The sequence below is a fragment of the Arthrobacter pascens genome (assembly GCF_030815585.1).
In the GTDB taxonomy this organism is placed as follows: domain Bacteria; phylum Actinomycetota; class Actinomycetes; order Actinomycetales; family Micrococcaceae; genus Arthrobacter; species Arthrobacter pascens_A.
Map to the genome: position 1 here is coordinate 4,194,476 of NZ_JAUSWY010000001.1, position 21,501 is coordinate 4,215,976.

The window sequence follows — 21,501 nt, forward strand, 5'->3', positions numbered from 1 at the left end:
CACCTACGGCTCGCCGAAGCCCGCCTGCACCAGGCCGCCCACATAGTTCACGGCCCTCTCGGCGTCCGCGCCCCAGGCCTCCACATGCAGCACTGATCCCTTGCCGGCCGCCAATGTCATCAGGCCCGTCATCGAGGCTCCGTCCACCCCGTTGACCTTTACCTCCGCGTCCAGCGCCGAGATCCCGCCTGCGATCTTGGCCGCCGGGCGGGCGTGCATGCCGGCCTGGTTGATGAGCTCGAAGTCGCCGGTGAAATCCGGCCCGGCTCCTGTCACCGACCCCTCGGAAACCGTACTCTCGGAAGGCACCGGAGCGGCGCCGGCGCTTAGGGCTGACCCGTACGCGGCTTCCGCGGCACGCTTGACGGCCTGGGCATCGGCACCGCCCTGCGCTGCGACGGCCGCGGCCACGGCCCCCTCCACCAAGGGTGCGTCTGCCAGCAGCACCCCGGCCGGATCGTCTGCGAGTTCAAGCGCCGATTCCGCTGTCATCACAGCCGATCCCAGGTCCGTCAGGACCACCACGCCGTCCCCGCCAGCAGCCTTATCCAGTGCCGACATGACCTTCTCCAGGCTGGTGCCGATACGACCGTCCGGCGTGCCCCCGGCTGCCAGGATCACGACGTCGGGCGCCATCTGGGCAGCCAGCTCCACAGCGCCGTCGGCGATCTTTTCGCTATGGGACACCACCACAATCCGAACCGTCACGCCGCGGCCCCAACCGCAGCGCGGAGAATCAGCGCGCTGGAGGCGGCGCCGGGGTCACGGTGGCCGGCGCTGCGCTCCCCCAGGTAGCTGGCCCGGCCCTTGCGGGCCACCAGCGGGTCCGTGGCCATGGCACCCGCCTCAGCGGCCTCTGCGGCCGCCACCAAAACCTCAAGGACGTTGCCCGTCCCGACGGCGGCAGCAGCCTGCGCGGCCTCGGCGGCCGGCGTCCAGGCATCCACCATGGTTTTGTCGCCCGACTCGGCCTTGCCCCTGGCTACGATGCCGTCGCGGGCGGCCACCAGCGCGCCGGCCAGTGCGGCCGGATCCACCTCCGCGGCGTCACCCAGGAAAGTGGACGCGCGGAGGAAGGCCGTGCCGTATAGGGGGCCCGCCGCGCCGCCCACCTTGGACATCAGGGTCATGGCTGTCAGTTTGAACGCCGCGCCGGGAGTCTCCGGCGGCGCCTCCGCAAGTTTGTCCAGCACCGCCTGGAAGCCGCGGTCCATGTTCTCGCCGTGGTCCGAGTCCCCGATGGCGCGGTCCAGTTCAATGAGCCAGACCCGGTTTTCCGCCATGGCCTCTGCGCAGAGGGTCAGCCACCTAATGGCCCAGTTCACGTCCAGCATCATGGCTACACTCCCCAGCGCAGGGCGGCCGTGTGGACAGGTGCATCCCACAGCTGCGTGAGTTCGTCGTCCAGCCGCAGCACGGAGATGGAGCAGCCCTGCATTTCCAGGGCGGTGATGTAGTTCCCCACCAGGGAGCGCTCCACGGTGGCTCCCCTGTCCGAGATCACCTGGGCCGCCCGCCGGTAGACGATGTAAAGCTCGCTCAGCGGCGTACCTCCCATCCCGTTGACGAACAGCAGCACCTTGTCGCCTGATTCAATGCCCAGATCACCGAGGACCGGCTCCAAAAGGCGGTCGGTGATTCCGTCAGCGTTCTCCATGGGGATCCGGTGCCGGCCCGGCTCGCCATGGATGCCGATGCCGATTTCGATCTCGTTGTCCTCCAGGTCGAAGCTGGGCGAACCTGCGTGGGGCACGGTGCAGGCGGAGAGCGCGACACCCATCGTGCGGACGTTGCTGTTTACGCGGTCACCGATCGCGGCAACAGCATCAAGACCATCTCCGCGTTCGGCCGACGCACCCGCGATTTTCTCAACCAGCACGGTTCCGCCCACCCCGCGGCGGCCGGCAGTGTACAGCGAGTCCTCCACGGCGACGTCGTCGTTCACCAGGACGGTGCGGACTTCCACCCCTTCCGCCTGCGCCAGCTCGGCCGCGGTCTCAAAGTTCAGGACGTCGCCGGTGTAGTTCTTCACAATATGTACGACGCCGGCGCCTGAGTTAACTGCGAGCGTCGCCGGAAGGATCTGGTCCGGCGTGGGTGAGGTGAACACCGCCCCCGGCACGGCGGCGTCGAGCATCCCCTGTCCAACAAAACCGGCGTGGAGCGGTTCATGGCCGCTGCCGCCTCCGGAAACCAGCCCCACTTTCCCTTGCACCGGCGCGTCTTTGCGGGTGATGAACTTGGGATCCGCGCTGACGGTCACGAGATCTGCGTGGGCCAGCCCGAAGCCTTCCACGGATTCGTCCACTACAGAACGGGGATCGTTGATGAGTTTTTTCATGGCGGAGCTCCTAGGCCGTCTTCCTGGAGGATGTCACTTTGACCCTACTACCCGCATGGGGTCGGCGATAGCTACGGCCGCTGAGCCGACGGAACGACGGAAGGGACAGCCCCCAATGACTGTCCCTTCCGGACGGGCGCCGAAAATCGAGCCCGGATTAGTTTATCCATCAATTCGACTAAAGCCAATACTCCGGGCGGCCCTGGAGGCGTCTAAGCCACGGCGGTGTGGCCCGAAACAGCCTGCGGCAGGATGGCGTGCCCATGGCGGAACAGGTTCTTCGGATCCAGCTCCGCCTTGGCTTCGCTGAGCCGTACATGCGCAGCCTCCGGCCAGGCGCTGGCAGCCAGCTCCGGCGAGGTGAGATGCCCATGCAGGTTCAGCATGGTACCGCCCGTCCCGAACGGTTTCAGCGCACTTCGGGCCGCTTCGATGGCGGCCGGTACCAGGTGCGCGATCTGCGGCGCCATGATTCCCACGGCAAAGAAGGACAGCGCAGCCTCGCGGCCACCGACGCAGTCTGCCTCAGGTTCCAGACCCTTGAGCGGAACGGCCAGCGCACCGCCCATCAATCGGATTTCGGCCAGCAGGAGCGGTGCCATGCTTTCCGGTCCCGCCAACCGCAGGAGCGCCTCTTCCAGGCCGGCGTCCAAGTCCTTCAGGAGCATGCCGCCCTCATGGACCGGTACCGGGTGCTCCGGGTCCGCATGAATCTCATCCACCCGCGAGAAGGGAAGAGGGCCCACCCCATCCACCAGCATCGGGGCCGCTGCCCGCATGGGTGCCAGCAGTCGAGCCCCTTCATCCGAACTCCCCTGCCAGGCGAACCGGAGGTGCATCACGAACTTGCCACGGAGGAACCCCGGCACGTCCTCCATGTCCGGCAGTCGGAGGAATGCCAGCGAGGCCGACGCTTCGGCGGGAAGATGGGCAATCCACGCGCGGAACCCTGCCAGCACTTCCCGGGCATGGGTGCCGTCGTAGAAGATTCCGCCCGCGTAGAGTTCGTCGGCCGCGAACAGCGAGAACTCCATGGCCGTGACAATGCCGAAGTTCCCCTTGCCGCCGCGGAGCAGGGCGAACAGCCGGGGGTCGCTGCCTGCATCCACGCGGCGCAGCACGCCGTCAGGGGTCACGAGATCGAACGCGAGGACATGATCGGACGCGAAGCCGTATTTCCGGCCAAGAAGCGGCAATCCGCCGCCCAGGGTGTAGCCAACAACCCCGACGTCGGTGGTGGAGCCGTGGAGCCCCATCAGCCCGTAACGGGCGGCTGCTTTGAGGACGTCGCGCCACCGGACGCCGGCGCCCACCCTGGCAGTTTGCTCTTCGGGATCGATGGAGAGTTCCAGCATGAGCCGGGTGCTGATGAGGAGGCCGCCGTTGATGGCGTTGGCCGCACCGTGGCCGGTGGATTGGACCGAAATGGACATGTCGCGGGCGGCTGCCCACCGTACTGCGGCCACGACGTCGTCGGCGTCGACTGCGCTCAGTACCAGCTCCGGGGCGTGGCGGGTGGCCAGGTTAAAAGCTGCGATTTCTGCTGCGAAGGATGCGTCGCCCGGGGCATACACCAGCCCGCGGACAAGAAGCTGAAGCTCCGTTTTTTCCGTGTGGGAAGAGAGGATGTGCATGAGGTGCTTTCATTAGTCGGATTGCTCCCCAGCAAGCCTCCAATAGTTTATCCATCGAATCGATCAATGAAAAGACCTTAAAATCATCCATAATCGGGCACACAAATAGGGCTCATAGGGCAGCGCCCTTGGCGGGGAACGAAGCCTAGTGAATCCGGCTCAGAGGAACTTGATCATGCGGGTATTGCCCAGGGTGTTGGGCTTGACCCGTGCCAGGTCCAGGAACTCGGCCACGCCTTCGTCATGCGAGCGCAGCAGCTCGGAATAGACCTCCGGGTCCACCGCTGTCTGGTCTGCCATGACGTCAAACCCGTGGCGCTTGAAGAAGTCCACCTCGAACGTGAGGCAGAAGACGCGCGCCACACCCAGTTCACGGGCTTCCGCCAAGAGACTTTCCACTAATACATGGCCAACCCCCCTGCCCCGCCAAGCGTCCGACGCGGCAAGGGTGCGCACTTCGGCCAGGTCTTCCCACATCACGTGCAAAGCGCCGCAGCCGATGACTTCGCCGTCCTCAGATTCGGCGATCCGGAACTCCTGCAGGCTTTCGTAGTAAGCGACGGTCTCCTTGGCCATCAGGATCCGCTGTTCCGCCAGCGGCGCCACCAGTCTCTTGATTGCGGCCACGTCACCGGTGCGGGCAGGACGGATATGGAAGGAGTCAGTCACAGGGTCAATCCTACGAGTCGCGACGACTGCACGCGGGACTGGGCGCTGCTTGGGGCGCTCCGGTACCGGCGCCATTTGCCGCTTGCTGCTCCTTCGTCGCTCTGACGCAAGCTACACAAATGACCCCGGCACCCTCGCTTCGCCCGAGGTGCGCCGTAAGCAGGCGGCGGTCAAGCAATTATGTAGCGTGCGAACTGGGCGACGCCAGGCACGAGGCGAAGGAGGCTGGGACATTTATGTAGCTTGCGTCAAAGCGAGGTACGAGCAGCAAGCGGGAAATGTCCCAGCCTCCGAGCCGGAGGTGACTAGAGTCGGAGGTGACTACAGCCCCAGTTCGGCTGGCACCGGCACATCCTCGCCCAGCACGTTCTTCGCCAGGAAGCTCTCCACCACCCCGTACCAGACCTTGGCGTGCTGCGGCTGCAGGATCCAGTGGTTCTCGTCCGGGAAGTACAGGAAGCGGTGCGGCGTCTGGCCGTCCTGGTCCGCCGCCAGTTGGGACTTGGACAGCAGTTCGTACCAGAGCCGCAGGCCCTCGCCGATGGGCACGCGGTAGTCCTTGTCCCCGTGGATCACCAGCATGGGCGCACTGATCTTCTCGACGTGAAGGTGCGGCGAGTTCTCCAGCGCCATTTCTTGAGTCATTTCCTTGAGCCAGTATTGCGAGGCGTCCGTGGTGGGGCCGAACTGGTCCAGGGCCCACAGGCTGGCATGCGTCACGATGGCCTTGAAGCGGTCCGTCTGGCCGGCCACCCAGTTGGCCATGTAGCCGCCGAACGATCCGCCCATGGCGGCTGTCCGCGTCCCATCGATATCCGGGCGCTCCACAGCGGCATCGGTGACCGCCATCAGATCCGTGAAGGGAGCTTTGCCCCATTCGCCCCAGCCGCGCTGGATATGCGCCTGTCCGTACCCGGTGGACAGCGCCGGGTCCGGCAGCAGCACGGCGTAGCCCTTGGCGGTGAGCAGCCAGGGATTCCACCGCCAGGTCCAGGCATTCCACGAAGCCAGCGGGCCGCCGTGGATCCACAGCAGCAAGGGCGCTGGCGAGTCCGCGGACGCTCCAGCCGGCAGTGCCAGATAGGCAGGCACGCGGGTGCCGTCCGCCGCCGTCGCAGCCAGCCGATCCAGTCTGCCCGGGTACTTTGGCCTCTCTGCCGGCGCCGGAAGCCGCGTTGTCTCTCCGGTTTCCAGGTCGATCCGGACGGCCTCGGGCGGGAATTCGTAGGAACTGCGCAGCGCATAGGCACTGCGCCCTTCCGGTGAAACCACGACGTCGGTGTACGCCGCAGAGTCCTGTGTCACCCGGGTGACGCTCACTTCAGCGGCAGAGCCCGGAACGCTGATCCGGAAAACCGGCGACGCGCCGTCGTCGTCCGCTGTGACCAGGAGGGCTGAACCGTCCGGCAGCCACGCGACGGGCTTGGCCCAGCGGTCCCAGTCGTGAACCAGCGGGGTGAGCCCGGAGGTGCCGGCGTCGTCAGTGCCAGACGCGCCGGCGCCTGACTCCCCGGAAACATCCAGAAGATGCAGCTTGACCTCGGGCGCCTGGTGCGGAGTGGTATCGCTCTCGCTGACCACCACCAGCGTCCTGCCGTCCGGGCTGACCGGGCCGGGGAAGTAGCTCATCCCCTCCCGGTCCAGGAGCACCTTCTGGCTGGCGGATACCACGTCCACGGCCACCAGGACGGAGCGGCTGTCCGCCTTGGCAAGCGGTTTGGTGTAGCTCGCGTAGATGGTCCTGCCGTCCGAACTGACCACCGTTTCCGCTTCGCGCAGCCGCGGACCGGCGTCGGGCGTCAGGTTGCGGAGGATCAGCGGCGCGGCCGCGTCCACTGTTGCAGGCTTGCCCGGCTCCTTCTCGTCACCTGGCTCAACGGCGAAGATGCGCGGCTGTCCGGGGCCGAGGTCCGCGTCCCAGTAGCGCACGGGGTATTCGCTGTGCAGGATGGCCGCCACCTTGTTGTCCTTGCGGGACTTTCGGCGTTCGGCGTCGTCATCCTCGTCCGAGGAGCCGGCCAGGACCTCCGCCGTGACAAAGGTTGCCGCTACATTCCGGGCGGCCATAACGGCGCCTACGCCGCCAGGGCGCGAGAGGACAACGCGGGCCTCCCCGCCGTCCGCAGGGAGGAGCCAGAGCGCATTGACCGGATCGCCGTCGGGGCTCTCCGGGTCCGGGCGGGCGGACGTGAAATAGACGTCGCCGTTGGCCGCGAACGCAGCCCCTGCTTCCCCCTTTGCGCTGCGGGTGATGCGCCGGGCGTGCTTCTCTCCGGCCGGATCAAGCTCCCAGAGGGCCGTGGCGAATTCGGTGCCCTTGCCGTTGAGCGTGGACACCGTGGTGACCAGCCTTCGGCCGTCCGGGCTCAGGGCCAGTCCGCTGACCCTGGGGATAGCCAGGTAGTGGTCAAGATCGTGGAAGGGGGTCTCAGGTTGCTCGCCCAGGATCGCTGGGGTGTCAGTTGCCATGCCCCGATTCAACACCTCCTGTGCCGCGGATCACAGCAAGTTCACTCAGAGTGAATGAATACTTCAGATCCTGGGTTGCGGCGCTTGTGGTTTGCTTGGCGTCGTCGGGGAATTCGGCTGGGGGCTCGGCTTGCCCGCTGCGCCCCGGGGCCATTTGTCGCTTGCCGCTCCTTCATCGCTCGGAACGCAAGCTACACAAATGCCAGCGCACCTTCGCTTCGCTTGGGGTGAGCCCACCAGGCCGGGTACCCAAGAGCTGCGGCTGAAGTCTCGTTTACGACGGATCTCGAGTTGCACGAACGCCCCAGCCTTGATAACCCGGACGGTCGTGTCCGTGGTGATTCGGATAATGTCGGAGGCCGCCGGAGGCTGTTGCACATAGGGTACCTTCACCGGGCATTTTTACGGGCGGGGTATACGCGACACCCTGAACGGCGATCCTGCAAAAGCGCAGTTCAGAGGGCACTCGTCGCGATGAGGGACCGGCTTACGGGCGGTGCTGGCCCACGTTTTCCGCGACCCCAAACATGTCCGCCAGGTAGGAAGGCGGCCGCATGTACCGTTTAGGAATGACGATCAACTTTGAGGTGCGTCGCGCTGAGCCTGCAGATGCGCCAAGCATGGCGAGAGTTCACGTGGACACCTGGCGCGAGACTTACCGAGGGTTGATGAGCGATGCCGTGCTGGACGATCCCGCGCTCTTGGACTGGCGCGAGAGATTCTGGAATGCGGCCCTAACGGACCCAAGATATGAGCAGAACACTGTCGCCGTCGCCTCGCATGAAGGCACGTTGATCGGCATTGCAATGTCAGGCCCCTCCCTTGAGGGCGCCGACGAGCCGCAACAGTTGTACCTCCTCTACGCCTATGCCGCGTTCCACAGTTCGGGAGTGGGTACGGCGCTCCTCAATGCAGTCATCGACCCCACTACGCCTGCTGCGCTCTGGGTCGCCGACCCTAATCCCCGCGCACAAGCCTTCTACCGAAAGAACGGCTTTGTCGCGGACGGGGCAGTGAAGATCGAAAACGACGTACGAGACATTCGCATGGTCCGTACAGTAAACGCCCGGTAAACGATCCCTCAGGGTGCTTCCGAACAGCTTCAAACGTCGACCCCTGACGTCACGCAGACTTGAACCGCGAGGCTACCGACTCATGCATCCTCGCCACATCAACGTCACCGGTTGTCTGCTCCATAAGCACCTTGGCTAACCGTTTCGGCCAGAGCACTTGAACGCCACGAGTCGAGAACGCGCCCCCAATCAGGGGCCAGTCTGCTTCGACGAAGCACAGCACCCCGGTAACCGGAACATCCCCGACGAGGTCGCGCACGACGTCGACCTGTTTGAGCACCCCATCGACCAGTTTTGTGCAATCACGCCGGCCAACGAGGAGCTTCTCGACGCGTGGGCGAAGGATGCCACCCTCGATCTTCAGTTCAGGCCGTCCCTTGTACCGCTTGGCATCGATCACCCAGATTCCACCGGGAGTGATGGCAATGTGGTCGATGTTGGCCTTCGAGCCGGGGATGCGTCGGTCGTGGAGGACAGCCAAACCAGCGGCGGCCAGGGCATTTAGCCGAGCGCCGAGGCGTTCCTCACCGATCGCGCCTCGATCCCAGGACTTGGTGTGCTGTCGCTCGTCAGAGAGGGCGACTGCGAGGCCACCGAAGTGACCCCACTTCTCGCGGAGCTTTTCCTCGTCCTTCGCCTTGCGGCGCTCATATTCGCGTCGGGCGGACGATCCTGCTACTCCGGACTCAGTGGACAACGACTCATCACAAGGTGGTTCCAGGTCGGGGTGCATGGTTTCCGTGGCCTCAGTGGCACACTCCAAGCAGCGGATGGTCTTCGTCTCGCTCTCATAGATCGCTTCTGTTCCGGCCGGAAGAGGGGCACCGCATAGCCGACACGCTCCGGCGTACCGGAGCCTCATCTGCTTCATGAGGATGAACTTTGGATCAACGGAACGGATCCAGTCTGCTTGTAGATCACGGCGGGTAGGCCGGGGATGCGCTTTGCCATGGCTCAATCCTCACCCACGGCAGGAACTTTTTCGGGGCGTGCCGCGCGTAGCGGCATCCAAAGACCTCGCGAAATGTACCAGTGAAGGATGCCTCTAGGGGGGGCGTACGTGACGCACCGGGCCGGCTCCGTAAGGAACAATGGTCGCAGTTCCAATCAGGAGGCAGAAGCTTTGAAAAGGTTCTATGTTGCGTCGAGCTTCAGGAATATCGTCAACGTCCGGTACGTCGCGCAAACCTTGGAAAGCAAGGGCTACGTCAACACGTACGACTGGACCCAGAACGCGTCGGCGCGCGATGCGGGTACAGTCACCCTCGGTGATCTGCGCTCCATCGGGCAGCATGAGAGAGATGCAGTGATAGGTGCCGACGTCGTCGTGATCCTGCTTCCAGGCGGGAAGGGCACGCATGTTGAGCTTGGCATCGCGATCGCTCAAGGCAGAAGGACAATCCTGCATTCGCCGGACGAAGTCATCAACAACCTTGAGACCACCAGCACGTTCTACCACCTACCTGAGTTGGAGAAGTGCCACGGAACTCTGGATGACCTCTTAGCTATGATCGTCGGCCGAGAAGTGACCGTTGCCGCTGTTTGACTGACTCGATCGTGTCGCACTGAGGGATGCTTCACCGGGCTCAGTTCACTCCGATAGGCCATCGGTTATGGTGCAGTGTCCCCTATTACCAAGATTCGAGGTGTCCATGGATCCCGCCGGTAGGTCCCCGCTCCATTACGCAGCACTCACCGATGATGCCGCGGAGGTGACACGACTGATCGCCGCCGGCGAGGCGCCCGATTCGTCCGACAGCCAGGGATTCACGCCGCTCCATCTTGCATCGCAGGAACACGCCCTGGCCGCGGCGGCCGCGCTGCTCAACCTTGGCGCGACGGTCGACCCCACCAACTCCTTCGGCAATACACCGCTCTTCGTTGCGGTCTTCAACTCACACGGGCGGCCCGAGATGATCGATCTGCTACGCTCACGCGGTGCAGATCCGCTGCATTCAAACCTGACCGGGCAGACGCCTGTGGGACTGGCCAGATTAATCGGCAACTACGATGTGGCACGGTACTTTCAGGATCTCCGCTAACCCGCAGTCGCTAGGAACGCCCGGAAACCCATCCCTCACCGGGTGCACTGAGGACGGTCTGCCGCGCCGGGATATATTTCCATCATGGATAGTCAGACCACAGTGAGGGCGCGAGCAATCTTCCTCTGCGAGCAGACGGGGCTGATCCCGGCACACGAGCTGCCTGAATTTGCCACTGAACTTCTCGTCCTGGGGTACGACAGCCCTTCACTTCGCGAACTGGCAGGCCTCCCGACAGGAGACCGGGCCGACTCGGCAGACATGTGGAATGCAGTCCGCGATGAACTCAGCGTCCGGCACGAAGACGAAGAGAAAGCGGCGAGGTTTCTCCTCAAGTACTGGGCTCAGGAGACTGTCGAAGGGCGGATTGACGTCCTCGCCGGGTCGAGGCTCATGTACCGGGCAGGTTGGTTCCCACTGGGACAGCCGGCGGAGCTGAACGAGCTCGTGAACCTCATGGACGTCTGGGACGAAATGCCGCAACGTCGCGAGCAAACCACCGCGGAGCTTCTCGTCTTCGTCCGGAAGCTCTTGGGCCGCGAAAGCTGATTCAAGCCCGGCCGCTGGGCCATCTTCCACCCAGTCCGGAAGGCGATCCCTCAGCGGGCACTACTGGCTTTCCGCCAGGTACCGTCAAGAGGCGGATCAGGCAGGGGCTGTGGGCTGGGCACGGAAGATTTTGCATGCCCATGGACCAGTTTACGAGTATCCGGTCCACGGGGCTGGTGCCAAGCAGCGCGATGCGGGAAGCCGCGCAATGGATCCCGAAAACCGAGCGTGCCTGCCGGCTCAGGGACGCCGCAGACGTCATGTCGACCAGCATGGGGTATTCGGCCCCGTCCGCAATGGTGTTCACGGCGGCCATTACCGCGCGGGCATCGGCTGCCTCGATTTTGGCTGTCGGGTTCCAAGGCAGATGGATGTCGTCGACTTTGAGTTCGGTCGGCTGCACAGCTTCCACCATGGGCAGAGGGCAACAGATTTTTGCACCGCTTTGGTGGCCTATTACGGCTTTCGAGGTCTTCGATATGGGATTTCCCCCTCGTTGGCGGTCGCCACGTCAGTGGCATTCGCGTCCGAGAAGGCACCCTCGCTGTGGCTTTGGGAAAGCACCACGTCACCATCGCGCATTTGTTGCCCATCCTGGCGCTCGATGGTGCAGCCCCGCCTACGGCTGGCAGAGGGACGGCCGCTACTGCGGGCTAAAGGTTCATCCACTACGCTTGCTTTTGGTCCGTTGTGGGCCTTGACTCGGCTACGCCGGACTTATTGGGGGGCATATCCATGGTGGGAACTGGCAGTACATCAAAGACGGCGACTGGCCTGCCCCTGGTTCGGCCAGCGCTGCTTGTTGTGCTGTCGCTGGGACTGGCAGGGTGCACTTACGCGGGTGCTCCAACCCAGGCGGAACCCGCCGCCGCCCAGACCACCCCCGCTGCAATTGCGTCTTCCGCCGCGAAGCCTGCCCTGAGTGGAGAAACCGTGCGGGACTCGTTTGGCAACGCGGACTTCTACACCACCGTTCCGGGAGACACCCTCCAGGCCGTGGCGTCGGCGTACAAGCTATCCGAGGCGAAGGTCGCCGGGTTCAACGGACTCCAGCCCGGAACTCCCCTCACTCCGGGCACAGGGCTCCGGCTGATTCCGACCGGTCCCATGCCGGGCGCCAAGGGCGCTGCCACGGTTGACGCAAACGGCATTCCAACGGGTTACACAGTAGAGCCCGATGACAGCCTGGCCGGCATCACCTACCGGTTCAACCTGACCTCTGAGCAGTTGGCGGAAGCGAACAAGGTCCCGTTCACCTACGAAAAGGGAAACGTCTTCTTCATCCAGGCCGGCAAGGTCATCCAGCTGCAGAAGAAGCCGGTAGACAGCAGGTCCGGCTCGGGCGCCTCGGTCAACAACTCATTCGGCCAGACGGTCTACTACACCACGGTGGATGGCGACTCGTTCGACAGCCTTGGCTACAAGTTCCGGTCAACCACGGCACAGATCCTGCTGTACAACCCCTCGTTGTCGGCGGATCAGCCCATCCCTGCCGGTACGAAGGTTCGGCTGATACCCGGCGAGCTGAAAATCGAGGGCGCGCAGGGAACGGTCACCACCGATGCCCAGGGTATTCCGCTGACCTACACCACCGCCCCAGGGGACATCGAGCGGCAAGTTTCGTTCCGCTTCGGCGTGAGTGACCTGCGCTCGGCCAATCGTCCGAGCACGGGCACGGCCGGGGCTTGGTATGACTTCGCAGACCTGCCCACCGGCGAACTGGCGCCGGGGCAGACCATCAGCGTGGCGCTGGACAAGCCCATCAACAAACCCGGGCCCTGACCTCCGCCCGCCCCCGGAATGGAACCGCACACAGCGCCGGGAAGCAGGAACGCCACAGCCTGCCGCACCGACGGGAGCTTCCCTAACGGGGCGAAAATGCATGCCCCGATCAGAAGGTAGGCGGCTATGTACCCGGGCAACAGTTGAATCAACGAAAACGGGCGCCATCCGAAGAGCAGGAGGGTCAGGGCGAGGACCATTACGCACACCGCGGCGAACACCCACGGTTGGCGGATCACGCTCGGTCTGGCATCCCCCAATGTCAAGGATCGCACTCTACCGACTTCGACCCGTCCAGAAACCTAGTCAGACACCAAGGTGGTGCAACAGTGCGGCGCCCGGTAAGGATCCCCTTGCGGGCTGCACCGCGTGCCAAATAGCGATGCGAAAAAACCGCCATTTATCGCTGAAAGTCATAGGTGGGGCCTCCGCAAACGCTTGAGAGTGTCCCGTTGAGGGTTCGGCTAACGCACACCAAAGGCGCGGTGATCCACCGCCTAACGGGCGGAGCTAAGGGTAGTGTGACGTCGAAGGAGGGGGGCAGAATGTGTTCTCTGCGTCATGAATCGGATCATCAGCTTGCCGAGTCACTAGCGACGTCCCTCGACCGCGACGGCCAACAAGTAACAGCGTTCGTACCGCCTGGCTACGAGCGGTACGTTCGCATTCTCAATCCGATCGAGATTGCACCCGGCTTGGTGATCATGTGGTCTGACGTCGTAAAACGTGGTGGCCTGGAGACGAGCCCATGGATGCAATGGGATGAGGTGACGGTCAGCCCCGAAGCCATGCCCGCCAACAATTGCCAACCCGACATGGGCAACCCACACCCGAGCCTCGCCAAAGCTCTGATACGCGTGCTCGACCTCGACTCCAGTCGCTACAACTTCGCAACGTGGGAAGGTTATGCCGAAGAGGTCGGAAAATCGGTGATCGAGTTCTCCCCAGCCCACCGGGGAATGGTCCTGTACTCGGGCAAGCTGGTTGATGAAAAGGGAACTGCTATCGTTCCGATCACCGACAGCGGACGCGTTCCCATGTACTGGTGGCCGGATGATCTGCACTGGTGTATCGGCCAAGATATATACGCTCGAAGCCTCATCATCGGGTGTGATGGCGCCACGGCCGGGAAAATCCTTGCCGATCCAGAACTGGACGCATACCTCATCCGAGAAACGGATACCGTGCTGCCTGAAGACTTTTGAGGGACGCCTCCCTCATGCACGCTGAGGGATCGACTATCGGGCGCCTTGAGACCCGCACGGCTCGTGGGATGCTGGTACTCATGGAACCCCTGGGCATGGAACGGCGCGTCATTGAGGCAGCAGAGGTGCTGGCTCGATCTCTCGGTAACGACCCAAACCACACCGTGGCAGCCGCCGCCTTGGACACCAACGGCCGGATACACACAGCTGTGAATGTTCATCACTTCACCGGTGGTCCCTGCGCCGAGCTGGTCGCCCTGGGGGTAGCCGCAACCGCTGACGCTGGTCCATTGGTCGCGATGGCGGCCGCCGGCGATGGAGGACGTGGTCTGATCTCGCCGTGTGGCCGCTGTCGGCAGGTGATGCTTGATCTGCACCCCGATATTCTCGTCGCGGTCCCAACCGTTACTGGCCCCCAGATGCGCCCCATCGCCAAGCTTCTCTCGGACACATACTTCTTTCCAGATGCGAAGGCCGAGCGAGTGTTCCGCTTCAACCGGCGCTACTATGACGCGGTCGCATCCTGCCGGAAAACATCCTCGGTTCGATGGGACGAGCGGATTGCAGTTGGTCCTGCGATTTTCTACTTCGAAGATGATGCCGAGTGTCCACCGCTGCGTGGGGAGATCCTTGACGTCCAGCGGTATCGGATCGATGACTTAACTCCCGAACGGCTTCGCCTTTCAAACGGTGGAACAGTCGAGGGCTACCTCGAAGGTCTTCGAAGCCACTACCCCCTTATGCCAGTCGACGCATTCGTCGACGTCGTGGACTTTCAAGTAACTCCGGCGGACACCGGCCATGCGGAAGAAGGGCAAAACGCCACCGTACGATGAGGGTTCCTCAAACGCGCAGAAGCTTCGCCAATCGGCCAGGTTGAGGGGAAAGTGAGTCGGTCGTTTTTTCGGTTCCGAATCGATAGGGTGAGCCATGAGTTCTCCGCAACGGAGGCGCATCGCCCTCCCTTCCCTGATCGCCGTCGTGTTAGTTACGGTATTCCTGATTCCAGCATTGCTACCAGCGGAGTTACGCGACCAATGGGAGTGGATCATCATCGTCCTCCAAGGCCTTATCACGGTGGCCATGGTGGTTTACCTCGTATGGTTCGTGCGGAAGCAGCGCGACGATTACTGGCTCGAACGCGGCAAAGACCCTAAACATCCCGAGCTTTGATGTGCGCCCCTCATTCAGTTGCGGAGTTGGCTGTCCCTCAGGTGTCGCGCTGGGGGTTCGGCTAGCGGGCACCATGGGTACGGTGATCGACCGTCTTTCGGGCGCCTATGCACCGACGCGGACGTAATCCTCTGTATCCACTCGACGTCGTAGAGAATCCGTCGGCTGAGCTGTCTGCGGTGCGTGCTCGTCGCTACTGAGCGTGGTGAACGTAGAGGTCGCGGAGCAGCGCGATCTCGGCTCCGTGGTGCAGGATCTCCTGGTTCTCCCACCACACGATCGTCGAAAAGGTCTCCTCGGCATCGCTGCCGTACGGGTAGCTGCTGAGCCCGGTCCGGTCATAGTCGGCCTCATCGACACTGAGTAGTACCTGGCGCCAGCCGGCTGCGGCGTGACGGAACCTCTCGATGGCGCCGGCTGCATCTGGTCGTGATTCGTACGTCGCTCTATCGAACGTTCGGTCGCCCCCGAGGTGGTTCGCTCGGCCCAACAGCGTCTCGGAGATGTGGTCAAGCCGCCAGGCAATCGTCGTGACGGGCGGAGGCCACGGACTTTCGGGGGCGCCGTCTCGCCCCCACTCACCCGCGCCGATGAGCTTGATGGCGCCCGGTCCGGGCCCATCGGCGCGCCTCCGCACCGACCAGCACGCGTCGACCGGTTCCCAGAAGTACTCGGCGTCCGTCAGTACCGGTACGTCGACGTCGCTGCCATCACCCGAGTTGCTCGTGGGCCCGGCAAGGCGAGTGAGGAGTCGTTCCGTCGCCCAGTCGTACTGCTCGAGCAGGGGCTCAAGTCGCTGATTGGTCATCATGGCATAGAGCCTAGCCTCCGCGAGAGGCCGTTAGGCGCCTACGCACGGTTGACGTTCCCCAAACGGCACGCACTGCCAAAACATTTTTCGCGTATTTTTAGGTTTTGTGTAACCTTTTCGGTTGTCCCGGACAATACAGGGCATGGGGAACCTTGAGAATGACGAGGACCGCCTTTGGTCCCGCAGCCTAAGTGGTGACGGCGAGGCGTTCGGTTTGCTGTACGACAGGCATCGTGACCGGGTATTTCGCCACGCTTACAGGCTCGCAGGAAACCACCACGACGCCGAGGACGTTATGGCGGCGGCGTTCCTTGAACTCTGGCGGCGTCGCGCCAAAGTGCGTGTAGTGGAAGGTTCGATCCTTCCCTGGCTGCTCGTCACGACAACACACATGGCCCGCAATAACGGGCGGGCAGCCCTCCGTTACCGGAAGCTGCTGGACTCACTACCGCGCACCGAGGAGTCCTCAGAACCCCTGGACGCTGACCTTTTCGCCAGTCCCCAAGAGAATATGGACAAGGACTTCGCCAGGGCTCTCGGAACGCTGAGCGCTGAGGACCTGCATCTGGTGAGTCTGGTCGTGTTCGAGGATTACCCTCTTGCTGCTGCAGCGGCAGTTTTGAATCTGACTCCCGGAGCGGCTAAAACGCGCATGCACCGGGCGAGGCAACGGATGAGAGCTGCCCTCACTGGCGAAACCGGCGCGGGCGCTCCTGCTGCGCGCAGCTACGCAACTTCGGTCTTGGAAGGAGAACGGTCATGAACCAGTTTCAGGTCGATGACCGGTTCAGCAACGCACTTCGAGCAGAACTTGTCTCTCAGGTTCAGCAGGTTTCCCCAGCCGGTGTCCGCAAGAACCCTCGCCTGTGGCTCGGGACCGGGGCGCTGGCCGGCGTCTGCCTGCTGGGCGGTATCGGCGCAGCGGCGGCCGGATTGTTCCAGATCCCTGGCGGGCAGGAAGTAACTCCCCTGGCTTCGCCCGTTACGCAGATCCACACGGGAACAGCCACCGTGGAGCTCGGGGAACCTCCGGAGGGAACTACCGGTATTGAAACTGAATTTTTCTGCCTCACAGCTGGTCGCTTTGAGTTCTCCGACGGTGGTGGCAGCACCATTTGCTCCGCTGCCGATGCCGCCGGCACCGGAAACCGGTCATTTGGCACCTCCAGCCTGCTTCCCGGGCAGCGTAGTGTGACGGTCAAGACGGAACCGGGTAACCGGTGGCAGCTCACCGCAAAATACGTGAAACAGGAACGGACCGAGCTGGGCGTCAACGCCAAAGGCGAAACCTACGGCATGGAAAGCCCAGAAAACGGAGTCCCAGATCTGATTGCCGTCATGGCAACCAACGGAGCATCCGGCTACGCCTACGCGAAGGACTTATACGGCGGGCCAATGCCCACTAGCCCGGAGGACGCAGTAAAGAACTTCAACACCCCACGCCCGCCACGGGAAATCCCGGTATTTCTCAGCGACGGCGAAACAAAAGTCGGAATCTTCCTTGCAGCAGGATCGGGCGGCGGAATACCCACGCAACCGGCCAGATCGCCGATGCCATCACAAAACCCGACAGTAGATCCAGCAGGCTAATCCTCGTTCACCTGCCACCCCCTGTCCGCAGAGGGTTCCTCAAAGGCGCACCTCGGTGAGACCGGTGACGCCCCATGTCGACCCTGCGAAGCACACCGAGAAGAGGGCATCTCGTAGATGCAAGTTGCCACCCTCATAAGAAGACCGAGGCTAAGGTAGCTTTACAACGCTCCCAAGACTCTCCCACTCTTTGGTCTCATTGTTTAGAACGGTCGTCTCAGCACCGGAGCCTTTCACCTCTCTGAGCCCGAACTGAAACCCATCCATTAAATATTCGTGGAGTTTTCCGTCTTTGGAGGACTGCGGCAAGAGGAAGACAACATACTCTTTGCCGACTTCGATGTCGATATCGTCGATGAACTTCTTTTCGACGTACTTCTTCTCAGGAGTCGGCCTCCGGCCGTTGTTCTGACTGACGGCCTTATCTTTCTGTTGCTGATTGAGGCTGCTCCAGTACTCATCGAAGGTTACGATTCCACCGCCCCGAGAATAGTTCAGCTGATCACCAGGCTTTACGTCACCCTTGTAGACTTCGCGGACCGTCATCTTCCCGATAGTCTGCGCGATTACGTATTGATTCGTGATTGGGCTGAAAGTCCGTCCACCGTCGATGGAGTCGATGTGAACACGGGCCGCGACGGGAAGATTGTTGTATCCGTAGTACGGGTCTTTCGCGTCCCAAAGAAACTCAACCTCGGTTTGGCCGTGCTGAATTTCGTCACTTGGGATGCTGGCATACGCATCATTAGAACTCCCTGTTTCAGTCTGTTTCACCTGCTGATTTGACGCATGATCGACAGGCTGGCGGGCGTCGGATGCGCAAGAAGAAACCCCGGAAAGTAGCAGCATGGCCGCGACCATGAAAGACACTTTCAGCTTGTTCATCTGTTGACCCCTCCTTTGAGTACATAGATAGTGGGCAAAGCCCCGAAGTCCGCAGTCGAACGTGCAAATGCAGCGCGCATGTCCCGTAGAGGATTCCCCCAACAGGCCAGGGCCTGGAACTGACTACGGTGCTTTACCCTGGGCTGCGAAAGCGCTCGGGCACCGTCTCGTTCAGTGAGAAAGGGCCCCACGCGTCGCTCTTGGGCAGGGTCTCGTCGATTTCATGCCACCGCTCCCATGCCGCTTGGCGCGTGACCCCGAGAGCGGTGGCGATCTCTGTCCAGGAGAGGCCCGCCTTCCGTGCGTACTTCACGGTCGTGAGTTCGGTGTGGTCGCACGTCTGGCGGACCTGCTGGATAGCCCTCAGAGTGGCGGTTACCTCTGCCTTCCAGCTCTGGGGGCTCGAATTGGACGATCCCGTCGAGCGAGGCCCCTTCATTGCCCTATGGACGGTTGGGCCGCCGCTGTATCTAGCCATAACGTTAGCGTGTCCTTACGACGGCACCTCGTCAAGGCACCTTGGCAACAAAGCCCCATAAGATCCAGCAGGCCCCGTGTGGAGCGCCCGGTGAGGGATCCTCTTGCGGGCTGAGAAGTGACAAATAGCGCTGCGAAAAGACCGCCATTTATCGCTGCGATCCATGTTCAACGATTTCCGCTGCAGTTTCGCTGATATACGAATCAAACTGGACTGGCAGCTGGCCAAAGAACGGATCGGGCCAAAGACGGCTTTCTCTGTCCCGGAAAGGCCCGTTGGAGCTAGGGTTAGGGCATCCGCAACCGCTGGCTTCTGGGGGAGATCATGATACTGACGCAGATTGCAGCCCAAGTCACAGAGCCGGTGATGCAGCCACCCTTCGGCATTCTGGGCTTTCTCCTTATTGTGAACGGGATCCTGTTCATCAGCGCCCTGATAAGTATCGCCAGGAACAGGACTTACACCTCCGCACGGACTGTCGTATGGGCTCTTATTGTTCCTGCTGTTCCGGTACTTGGTCCTGTCTTGTGGTTCGCAATTGGGCGGCGGGCCGCCCGGGATAACCTACGGCTCGCCGATAGATGACTCACTAATCCATAGGAACGTGCAGTCTCAACGCCGGCTTGGCGCGACGTGTCCCGGTCAGGGTTTCCCCTAGGGGCGACGTCAAACTTAGCGTTGCTGTGTTTGGATGGAGCTGTTAGCTCCGGGGCGTGAATTGGACTTGGATGTGCTTGAGCTCAGTGTGTGGAAGCACAGCGGTCACCACGCCGCCGCCTGCCAGTTGGGCTCCGATACCGTAGACGAACGGGTCCGTATCGACCTCTGCACCGGGCATGTCGACTCCGTTGATGACGGTCCTGGCCTGGCTGTTGACCATCCGGCCGGTGACTGTGGGTGCGTGTTGGTCCCACGGGTTGCTGCCCGGCCAGAGCTCTTGCCGGTATAGGTTCATGAGGATGTGGTTGACATGGTCAGCCAGTAGGCTTCGAACCGAAGAGCGCTCGGATGGAGCGCGGTGCCATGTGGTTCGCACGGCCTCACACAGTTGCGGGTAGCGCAGTCGCTCCACCTGCTCGATCAGCCAAAGGGGCCGCGGCCATGGCGGAACTTCCTCGATCGATCTGCGTGTCTTCTCGTCGAGGTCTGCGAGGTTTACCGGGTCTGAGCGGTCATCCGGGTTTCGCCAGAGCGTATAGGTGATGCTCGCCGTCATTTCGCTGTACCCACGATCATCTAGGCCGTAGCTCAAACCGACGCTGTCCGTATCCTCCAATGACGGTTGGGGCATGAGCCCCATCACCGGAATGGGCATGAGTTTCAGGCTCTCGGCCCATTCCCCACGGGGGTCGGGAGCGTCTGCGGGGAGAATTCCAGCCACTCTCATACCCCGACTATGAACCACACTGGGGTGCCTGTAAATGGGATTGAGTTTCGGGCCCAAATGTCCCGGTGAAGGTTCCCCAAGTGGGATCGTAGAGACTGCTGGCCGCGATTTGTCGACTTCTGTGATTCGTGATGGAACCACTATGGGGTTGCCGGACACTTATAGGTATGGGGGACACAGGGAGGGAATCCACGGACGGTGAGCTTTGGCTGTGCGTCATGGATGGTGACGGTGGCGCTTTTGCTTCCCTCTTTTTACGGCACCGGGACCGGGTCTTCGTCCACAGTCTCCGGCTGGTGAAAACACCTTTTGAGGCTGAAGACGTCACGGCCATGGTGTTCCTTGAGGCCTGGCGCTGCAGATCCAGAATCCGGCTGGTCAACGATTCGATACTTGGTTGGCTGCTGATTACAGCCACGAACGTGGCAAGGAACAAGATCAGGTCCACACTGCGCTATGAACGCCTCCTGCGGAAACTTCCGCAGGACCAGACGGTGCCGGATCACAGCGACTCCGTGGCTGACACCGTTGACCAGGATCGGCGGTCTGAACTCCTGCACCAGGCCTATCGTTCGCTGGGCCGGCGGGACCAGGAAGTTATTGCGCTCTGCGTTTTGGAGGACATGAGCACAGCTGAGGTGAGCGAGCTGCTGGGCATTCCATCGGGCACCGTGAAGTCCCGGCTCTCACGCGCCAAACAGAAACTGTCACAGCTGATGAACCCACAAGCCGGGTTCCTGCCGGCACCGCGTCCACTCAAGCCCGAAGAGGAAACACCATGAATGAGATTCCGCGTTCACAGCGCTTCAGCGCGGAACGCAGCGCAGCCATCGAGGCACTCCTGGCCAACGTCGCGCAGGACGGAACCCCGGAAAACCGGCACTTCCAGAACACCAAAGGCAAGCGGATTCTGCTTTCCGGTGTCGCCGTCGCCCTTGTGGCAACCGGAGGTGCCGTCGTCATGCAACTGCCTGTCACGGACAAAAGCTCGATACTTTGCTTCGCCCGAGCAGAACTGAACGGCAACCAGTTCCCCGGCACCACAGTTACCTTGGGGGAAGGAACACGGGTCGGTGAGCCATCGACACAACGCAACCCAATCCCTATCGAGGACGCACTGGTCGCCTGCCGGGACATATGGGCACAACACGTCCTGGACCCCAATACCCCGAACGGTAGCGCGCATCCATCCCTTCATGACCGGAGCTTCTCTTATCCGATTCCCGATCCATTGACAGTATGCGTGCTCAGTGATGGCCGGGCCGCTGTCATCCCAGGGGACGACAAAGTGTGCACTTCACTTGGGCTCGCGTTGAAAGCCGACACGGTCCCCTAAGTGGACCAATCCCAGCATTCGTCCCGCTGAGGGTTCCCAAACGGGACACACCCACTCGCGGGGAATGGCCGAGGGAG

General features: G+C 62.4%; 24 protein-coding genes. 13 read left to right on the forward strand and 11 right to left on the reverse strand.

Translation table 11 applies throughout. The features are described from left to right. Window positions 1-3: 3 nt before the first annotated feature. The 6 genes from dhaM to QFZ30_RS19430 form a co-directional block, all read right to left on the reverse strand. Window positions 4-708, reverse strand: coding sequence for a dihydroxyacetone kinase phosphoryl donor subunit DhaM (gene dhaM, locus QFZ30_RS19405; protein ID WP_307079037.1), 705 nt, complete (start codon window positions 706-708; stop codon window positions 4-6). Then, window positions 705-1,337, reverse strand: a complete 633-nt coding sequence (gene dhaL, locus QFZ30_RS19410; protein ID WP_307079039.1) for a dihydroxyacetone kinase subunit DhaL — start codon at window positions 1,335-1,337, stop codon at window positions 705-707. Before dhaL ends, dhaM begins: the two co-directional genes overlap by 4 nt. Before the next feature lie 2 nt (window positions 1,338-1,339). Further along, on the reverse strand, window positions 1,340-2,341 hold the full coding sequence (gene dhaK / locus QFZ30_RS19415; RefSeq protein ID WP_307079041.1) for a dihydroxyacetone kinase subunit DhaK: 1,002 nt from the start codon (window positions 2,339-2,341) through the stop codon (window positions 1,340-1,342). A gap of 212 nt (window positions 2,342-2,553) precedes the next feature. Then, complete coding sequence (locus QFZ30_RS19420) at window positions 2,554-3,975, reverse strand: FAD-binding oxidoreductase (protein ID WP_307079043.1); 1,422 nt, start codon at window positions 3,973-3,975, stop codon at window positions 2,554-2,556. Window positions 3,976-4,134: 159 nt separating this feature from the next. Next, window positions 4,135-4,644 (reverse strand): amino-acid N-acetyltransferase, encoded by a 510-nt coding sequence (locus tag QFZ30_RS19425; protein ID WP_307079045.1) that lies wholly within the window; start codon window positions 4,642-4,644, stop codon window positions 4,135-4,137. A 321-nt stretch (window positions 4,645-4,965) separates the two neighbouring features. After that, the gene (locus tag QFZ30_RS19430; protein WP_307079047.1) at window positions 4,966-7,113 is read right to left on the reverse strand and encodes a S9 family peptidase; all 2,148 of its coding nucleotides are present in this window, start codon (window positions 7,111-7,113) and stop codon (window positions 4,966-4,968) included. Window positions 7,114-7,682: 569 nt separating this feature from the next. On the opposite strand from QFZ30_RS19430, the gene QFZ30_RS19435 reads away from it, so the two are divergent. Next, a complete protein-coding gene (locus QFZ30_RS19435) occupies window positions 7,683-8,186 on the forward strand; it encodes a GNAT family N-acetyltransferase (protein ID WP_307079049.1) in 504 nt (167 codons plus the stop codon). Window positions 8,187-8,235: 49 nt separating this feature from the next. On the opposite strand, the gene QFZ30_RS19440 is transcribed toward QFZ30_RS19435, so the two are convergent. Further along, window positions 8,236-9,057, reverse strand: coding sequence for a nuclease-related domain-containing protein (locus tag QFZ30_RS19440; protein WP_307079051.1), 822 nt, complete (start codon window positions 9,055-9,057; stop codon window positions 8,236-8,238). Between the two features lie 252 nt (window positions 9,058-9,309). Between QFZ30_RS19440 and QFZ30_RS19445 the strand changes: the two genes are divergently transcribed. The 3 genes from QFZ30_RS19445 (at window position 9,310) to QFZ30_RS19455 (ending at window position 10,777) form a co-directional block, all read left to right on the forward strand. Beyond that, window positions 9,310-9,732, forward strand: coding sequence for a hypothetical protein (locus QFZ30_RS19445; protein ID WP_307079052.1), 423 nt, complete (start codon window positions 9,310-9,312; stop codon window positions 9,730-9,732). 106 nt (window positions 9,733-9,838) lie between these two features. Further along, the gene (locus QFZ30_RS19450) at window positions 9,839-10,228 is read left to right on the forward strand and encodes an ankyrin repeat domain-containing protein (RefSeq protein WP_307080376.1); all 390 of its coding nucleotides are present in this window, start codon (window positions 9,839-9,841) and stop codon (window positions 10,226-10,228) included. 84 nt (window positions 10,229-10,312) lie between these two features. Next, on the forward strand, window positions 10,313-10,777 hold the full coding sequence (locus QFZ30_RS19455; protein WP_307079054.1) for a hypothetical protein: 465 nt from the start codon (window positions 10,313-10,315) through the stop codon (window positions 10,775-10,777). Window position 10,778: 1 nt separating this feature from the next. Here the strand turns inward: QFZ30_RS19455 and QFZ30_RS19460 are convergent, their stop codons facing one another. Further along, complete coding sequence (locus tag QFZ30_RS19460; protein ID WP_307079056.1) at window positions 10,779-11,180, reverse strand: DUF7793 family protein; 402 nt, start codon at window positions 11,178-11,180, stop codon at window positions 10,779-10,781. Between the two features lie 530 nt (window positions 11,181-11,710). Here QFZ30_RS19460 and QFZ30_RS19465 point away from each other — a divergent pair. From QFZ30_RS19465 to QFZ30_RS19480, 4 genes are all read left to right on the forward strand, one after another. After that, window positions 11,711-12,559 carry a LysM peptidoglycan-binding domain-containing protein gene (locus QFZ30_RS19465; RefSeq protein ID WP_307079058.1) on the forward strand — a complete coding sequence of 283 codons (849 nt, stop codon included), beginning with the start codon at window positions 11,711-11,713 and terminating at the stop codon, window positions 12,557-12,559. Between the two features lie 545 nt (window positions 12,560-13,104). Continuing rightward, on the forward strand, window positions 13,105-13,764 hold the full coding sequence (locus QFZ30_RS19470) for a hypothetical protein (RefSeq protein WP_307079060.1): 660 nt from the start codon (window positions 13,105-13,107) through the stop codon (window positions 13,762-13,764). A gap of 95 nt (window positions 13,765-13,859) precedes the next feature. Then, a complete protein-coding gene (locus QFZ30_RS19475; protein ID WP_307079062.1) occupies window positions 13,860-14,600 on the forward strand; it encodes a hypothetical protein in 741 nt (246 codons plus the stop codon). Between the two features lie 94 nt (window positions 14,601-14,694). Then, window positions 14,695-14,937: a hypothetical protein gene (locus QFZ30_RS19480; RefSeq protein ID WP_307079064.1), complete on the forward strand. Its 243-nt coding sequence runs from the start codon at window positions 14,695-14,697 to the stop codon at window positions 14,935-14,937. A 193-nt stretch (window positions 14,938-15,130) separates the two neighbouring features. On the opposite strand, the gene QFZ30_RS19485 is transcribed toward QFZ30_RS19480, so the two are convergent. Continuing rightward, window positions 15,131-15,745 (reverse strand): DinB family protein, encoded by a 615-nt coding sequence (locus tag QFZ30_RS19485; protein WP_307079066.1) that lies wholly within the window; start codon window positions 15,743-15,745, stop codon window positions 15,131-15,133. 145 nt (window positions 15,746-15,890) lie between these two features. Here QFZ30_RS19485 and QFZ30_RS19490 point away from each other — a divergent pair, with 145 nt between their 5' ends. Then, window positions 15,891-16,511 (forward strand): RNA polymerase sigma factor, encoded by a 621-nt coding sequence (locus QFZ30_RS19490; protein ID WP_307079068.1) that lies wholly within the window; start codon window positions 15,891-15,893, stop codon window positions 16,509-16,511. Further along, a complete protein-coding gene (locus QFZ30_RS19495) occupies window positions 16,508-17,338 on the forward strand; it encodes a peptidase M56 family protein (RefSeq protein WP_307079071.1) in 831 nt (276 codons plus the stop codon). The genes QFZ30_RS19490 and QFZ30_RS19495 overlap by 4 nt, the downstream gene beginning before the upstream one ends. Before the next feature lie 150 nt (window positions 17,339-17,488). On the opposite strand, the gene QFZ30_RS19500 is transcribed toward QFZ30_RS19495, so the two are convergent. Beyond that, window positions 17,489-18,223 (reverse strand): hypothetical protein, encoded by a 735-nt coding sequence (locus QFZ30_RS19500; RefSeq protein ID WP_307079072.1) that lies wholly within the window; start codon window positions 18,221-18,223, stop codon window positions 17,489-17,491. An 844-nt stretch (window positions 18,224-19,067) separates the two neighbouring features. Here QFZ30_RS19500 and QFZ30_RS22095 point away from each other — a divergent pair. After that, window positions 19,068-19,286 (forward strand): PLDc N-terminal domain-containing protein, encoded by a 219-nt coding sequence (locus QFZ30_RS22095; protein WP_373462902.1) that lies wholly within the window; start codon window positions 19,068-19,070, stop codon window positions 19,284-19,286. A 115-nt stretch (window positions 19,287-19,401) separates the two neighbouring features. On the opposite strand, the gene QFZ30_RS19505 is transcribed toward QFZ30_RS22095, so the two are convergent. Further along, entirely contained in the window at window positions 19,402-20,088 is a 687-nt protein-coding gene (locus tag QFZ30_RS19505) for a hypothetical protein (protein WP_307079074.1), read from the reverse strand. A 218-nt stretch (window positions 20,089-20,306) separates the two neighbouring features. Here QFZ30_RS19505 and QFZ30_RS19510 point away from each other — a divergent pair, with 218 nt between their 5' ends. Continuing rightward, window positions 20,307-20,870, forward strand: a complete 564-nt coding sequence (locus QFZ30_RS19510; protein WP_307080378.1) for an RNA polymerase sigma factor — start codon at window positions 20,307-20,309, stop codon at window positions 20,868-20,870. After that, window positions 20,867-21,424 (forward strand): hypothetical protein, encoded by a 558-nt coding sequence (locus QFZ30_RS19515; protein WP_307079076.1) that lies wholly within the window; start codon window positions 20,867-20,869, stop codon window positions 21,422-21,424. Before QFZ30_RS19510 ends, QFZ30_RS19515 begins: the two co-directional genes overlap by 4 nt. The last annotated feature ends 77 nt before the right edge of the window (window positions 21,425-21,501 follow it).

Coding starts and splice junctions, on each gene's coding strand:
- QFZ30_RS19435 (WP_307079049.1), top strand. CDS start 7,683: ATGACGATCAACTTTGAGGTGCGTCGCGCTGAGCCTGCAGATGCGCCA.
- QFZ30_RS19485 (WP_307079066.1), bottom strand. CDS start 15,745: ATGACCAATCAGCGACTTGAGCCCCTGCTCGAGCAGTACGACTGGGCG.
- QFZ30_RS19515 (WP_307079076.1), top strand. CDS start 20,867: ATGAATGAGATTCCGCGTTCACAGCGCTTCAGCGCGGAACGCAGCGCA.
- QFZ30_RS19490 (WP_307079068.1), top strand. CDS start 15,891: ATGGGGAACCTTGAGAATGACGAGGACCGCCTTTGGTCCCGCAGCCTA.
- QFZ30_RS19470 (WP_307079060.1), top strand. CDS start 13,105: ATGTGTTCTCTGCGTCATGAATCGGATCATCAGCTTGCCGAGTCACTA.
- dhaL (WP_307079039.1), bottom strand. CDS start 1,337: ATGATGCTGGACGTGAACTGGGCCATTAGGTGGCTGACCCTCTGCGCA.
- QFZ30_RS22095 (WP_373462902.1), top strand. CDS start 19,068: ATGCAGCCACCCTTCGGCATTCTGGGCTTTCTCCTTATTGTGAACGGG.
- QFZ30_RS19500 (WP_307079072.1), bottom strand. CDS start 18,223: ATGAACAAGCTGAAAGTGTCTTTCATGGTCGCGGCCATGCTGCTACTT.
- QFZ30_RS19420 (WP_307079043.1), bottom strand. CDS start 3,975: ATGCACATCCTCTCTTCCCACACGGAAAAAACGGAGCTTCAGCTTCTT.
- QFZ30_RS19455 (WP_307079054.1), top strand. CDS start 10,313: ATGGATAGTCAGACCACAGTGAGGGCGCGAGCAATCTTCCTCTGCGAG.
- QFZ30_RS19480 (WP_307079064.1), top strand. CDS start 14,695: ATGAGTTCTCCGCAACGGAGGCGCATCGCCCTCCCTTCCCTGATCGCC.
- QFZ30_RS19510 (WP_307080378.1), top strand. CDS start 20,307: ATGGATGGTGACGGTGGCGCTTTTGCTTCCCTCTTTTTACGGCACCGG.
- QFZ30_RS19430 (WP_307079047.1), bottom strand. CDS start 7,113: ATGGCAACTGACACCCCAGCGATCCTGGGCGAGCAACCTGAGACCCCC.
- QFZ30_RS19495 (WP_307079071.1), top strand. CDS start 16,508: ATGAACCAGTTTCAGGTCGATGACCGGTTCAGCAACGCACTTCGAGCA.
- QFZ30_RS19440 (WP_307079051.1), bottom strand. CDS start 9,057: ATGAAGCAGATGAGGCTCCGGTACGCCGGAGCGTGTCGGCTATGCGGT.
- QFZ30_RS19450 (WP_307080376.1), top strand. CDS start 9,839: ATGGATCCCGCCGGTAGGTCCCCGCTCCATTACGCAGCACTCACCGAT.
- dhaK (WP_307079041.1), bottom strand. CDS start 2,341: ATGAAAAAACTCATCAACGATCCCCGTTCTGTAGTGGACGAATCCGTG.
- QFZ30_RS19475 (WP_307079062.1), top strand. CDS start 13,860: ATGGAACGGCGCGTCATTGAGGCAGCAGAGGTGCTGGCTCGATCTCTC.
- QFZ30_RS19505 (WP_307079074.1), bottom strand. CDS start 20,088: ATGAGAGTGGCTGGAATTCTCCCCGCAGACGCTCCCGACCCCCGTGGG.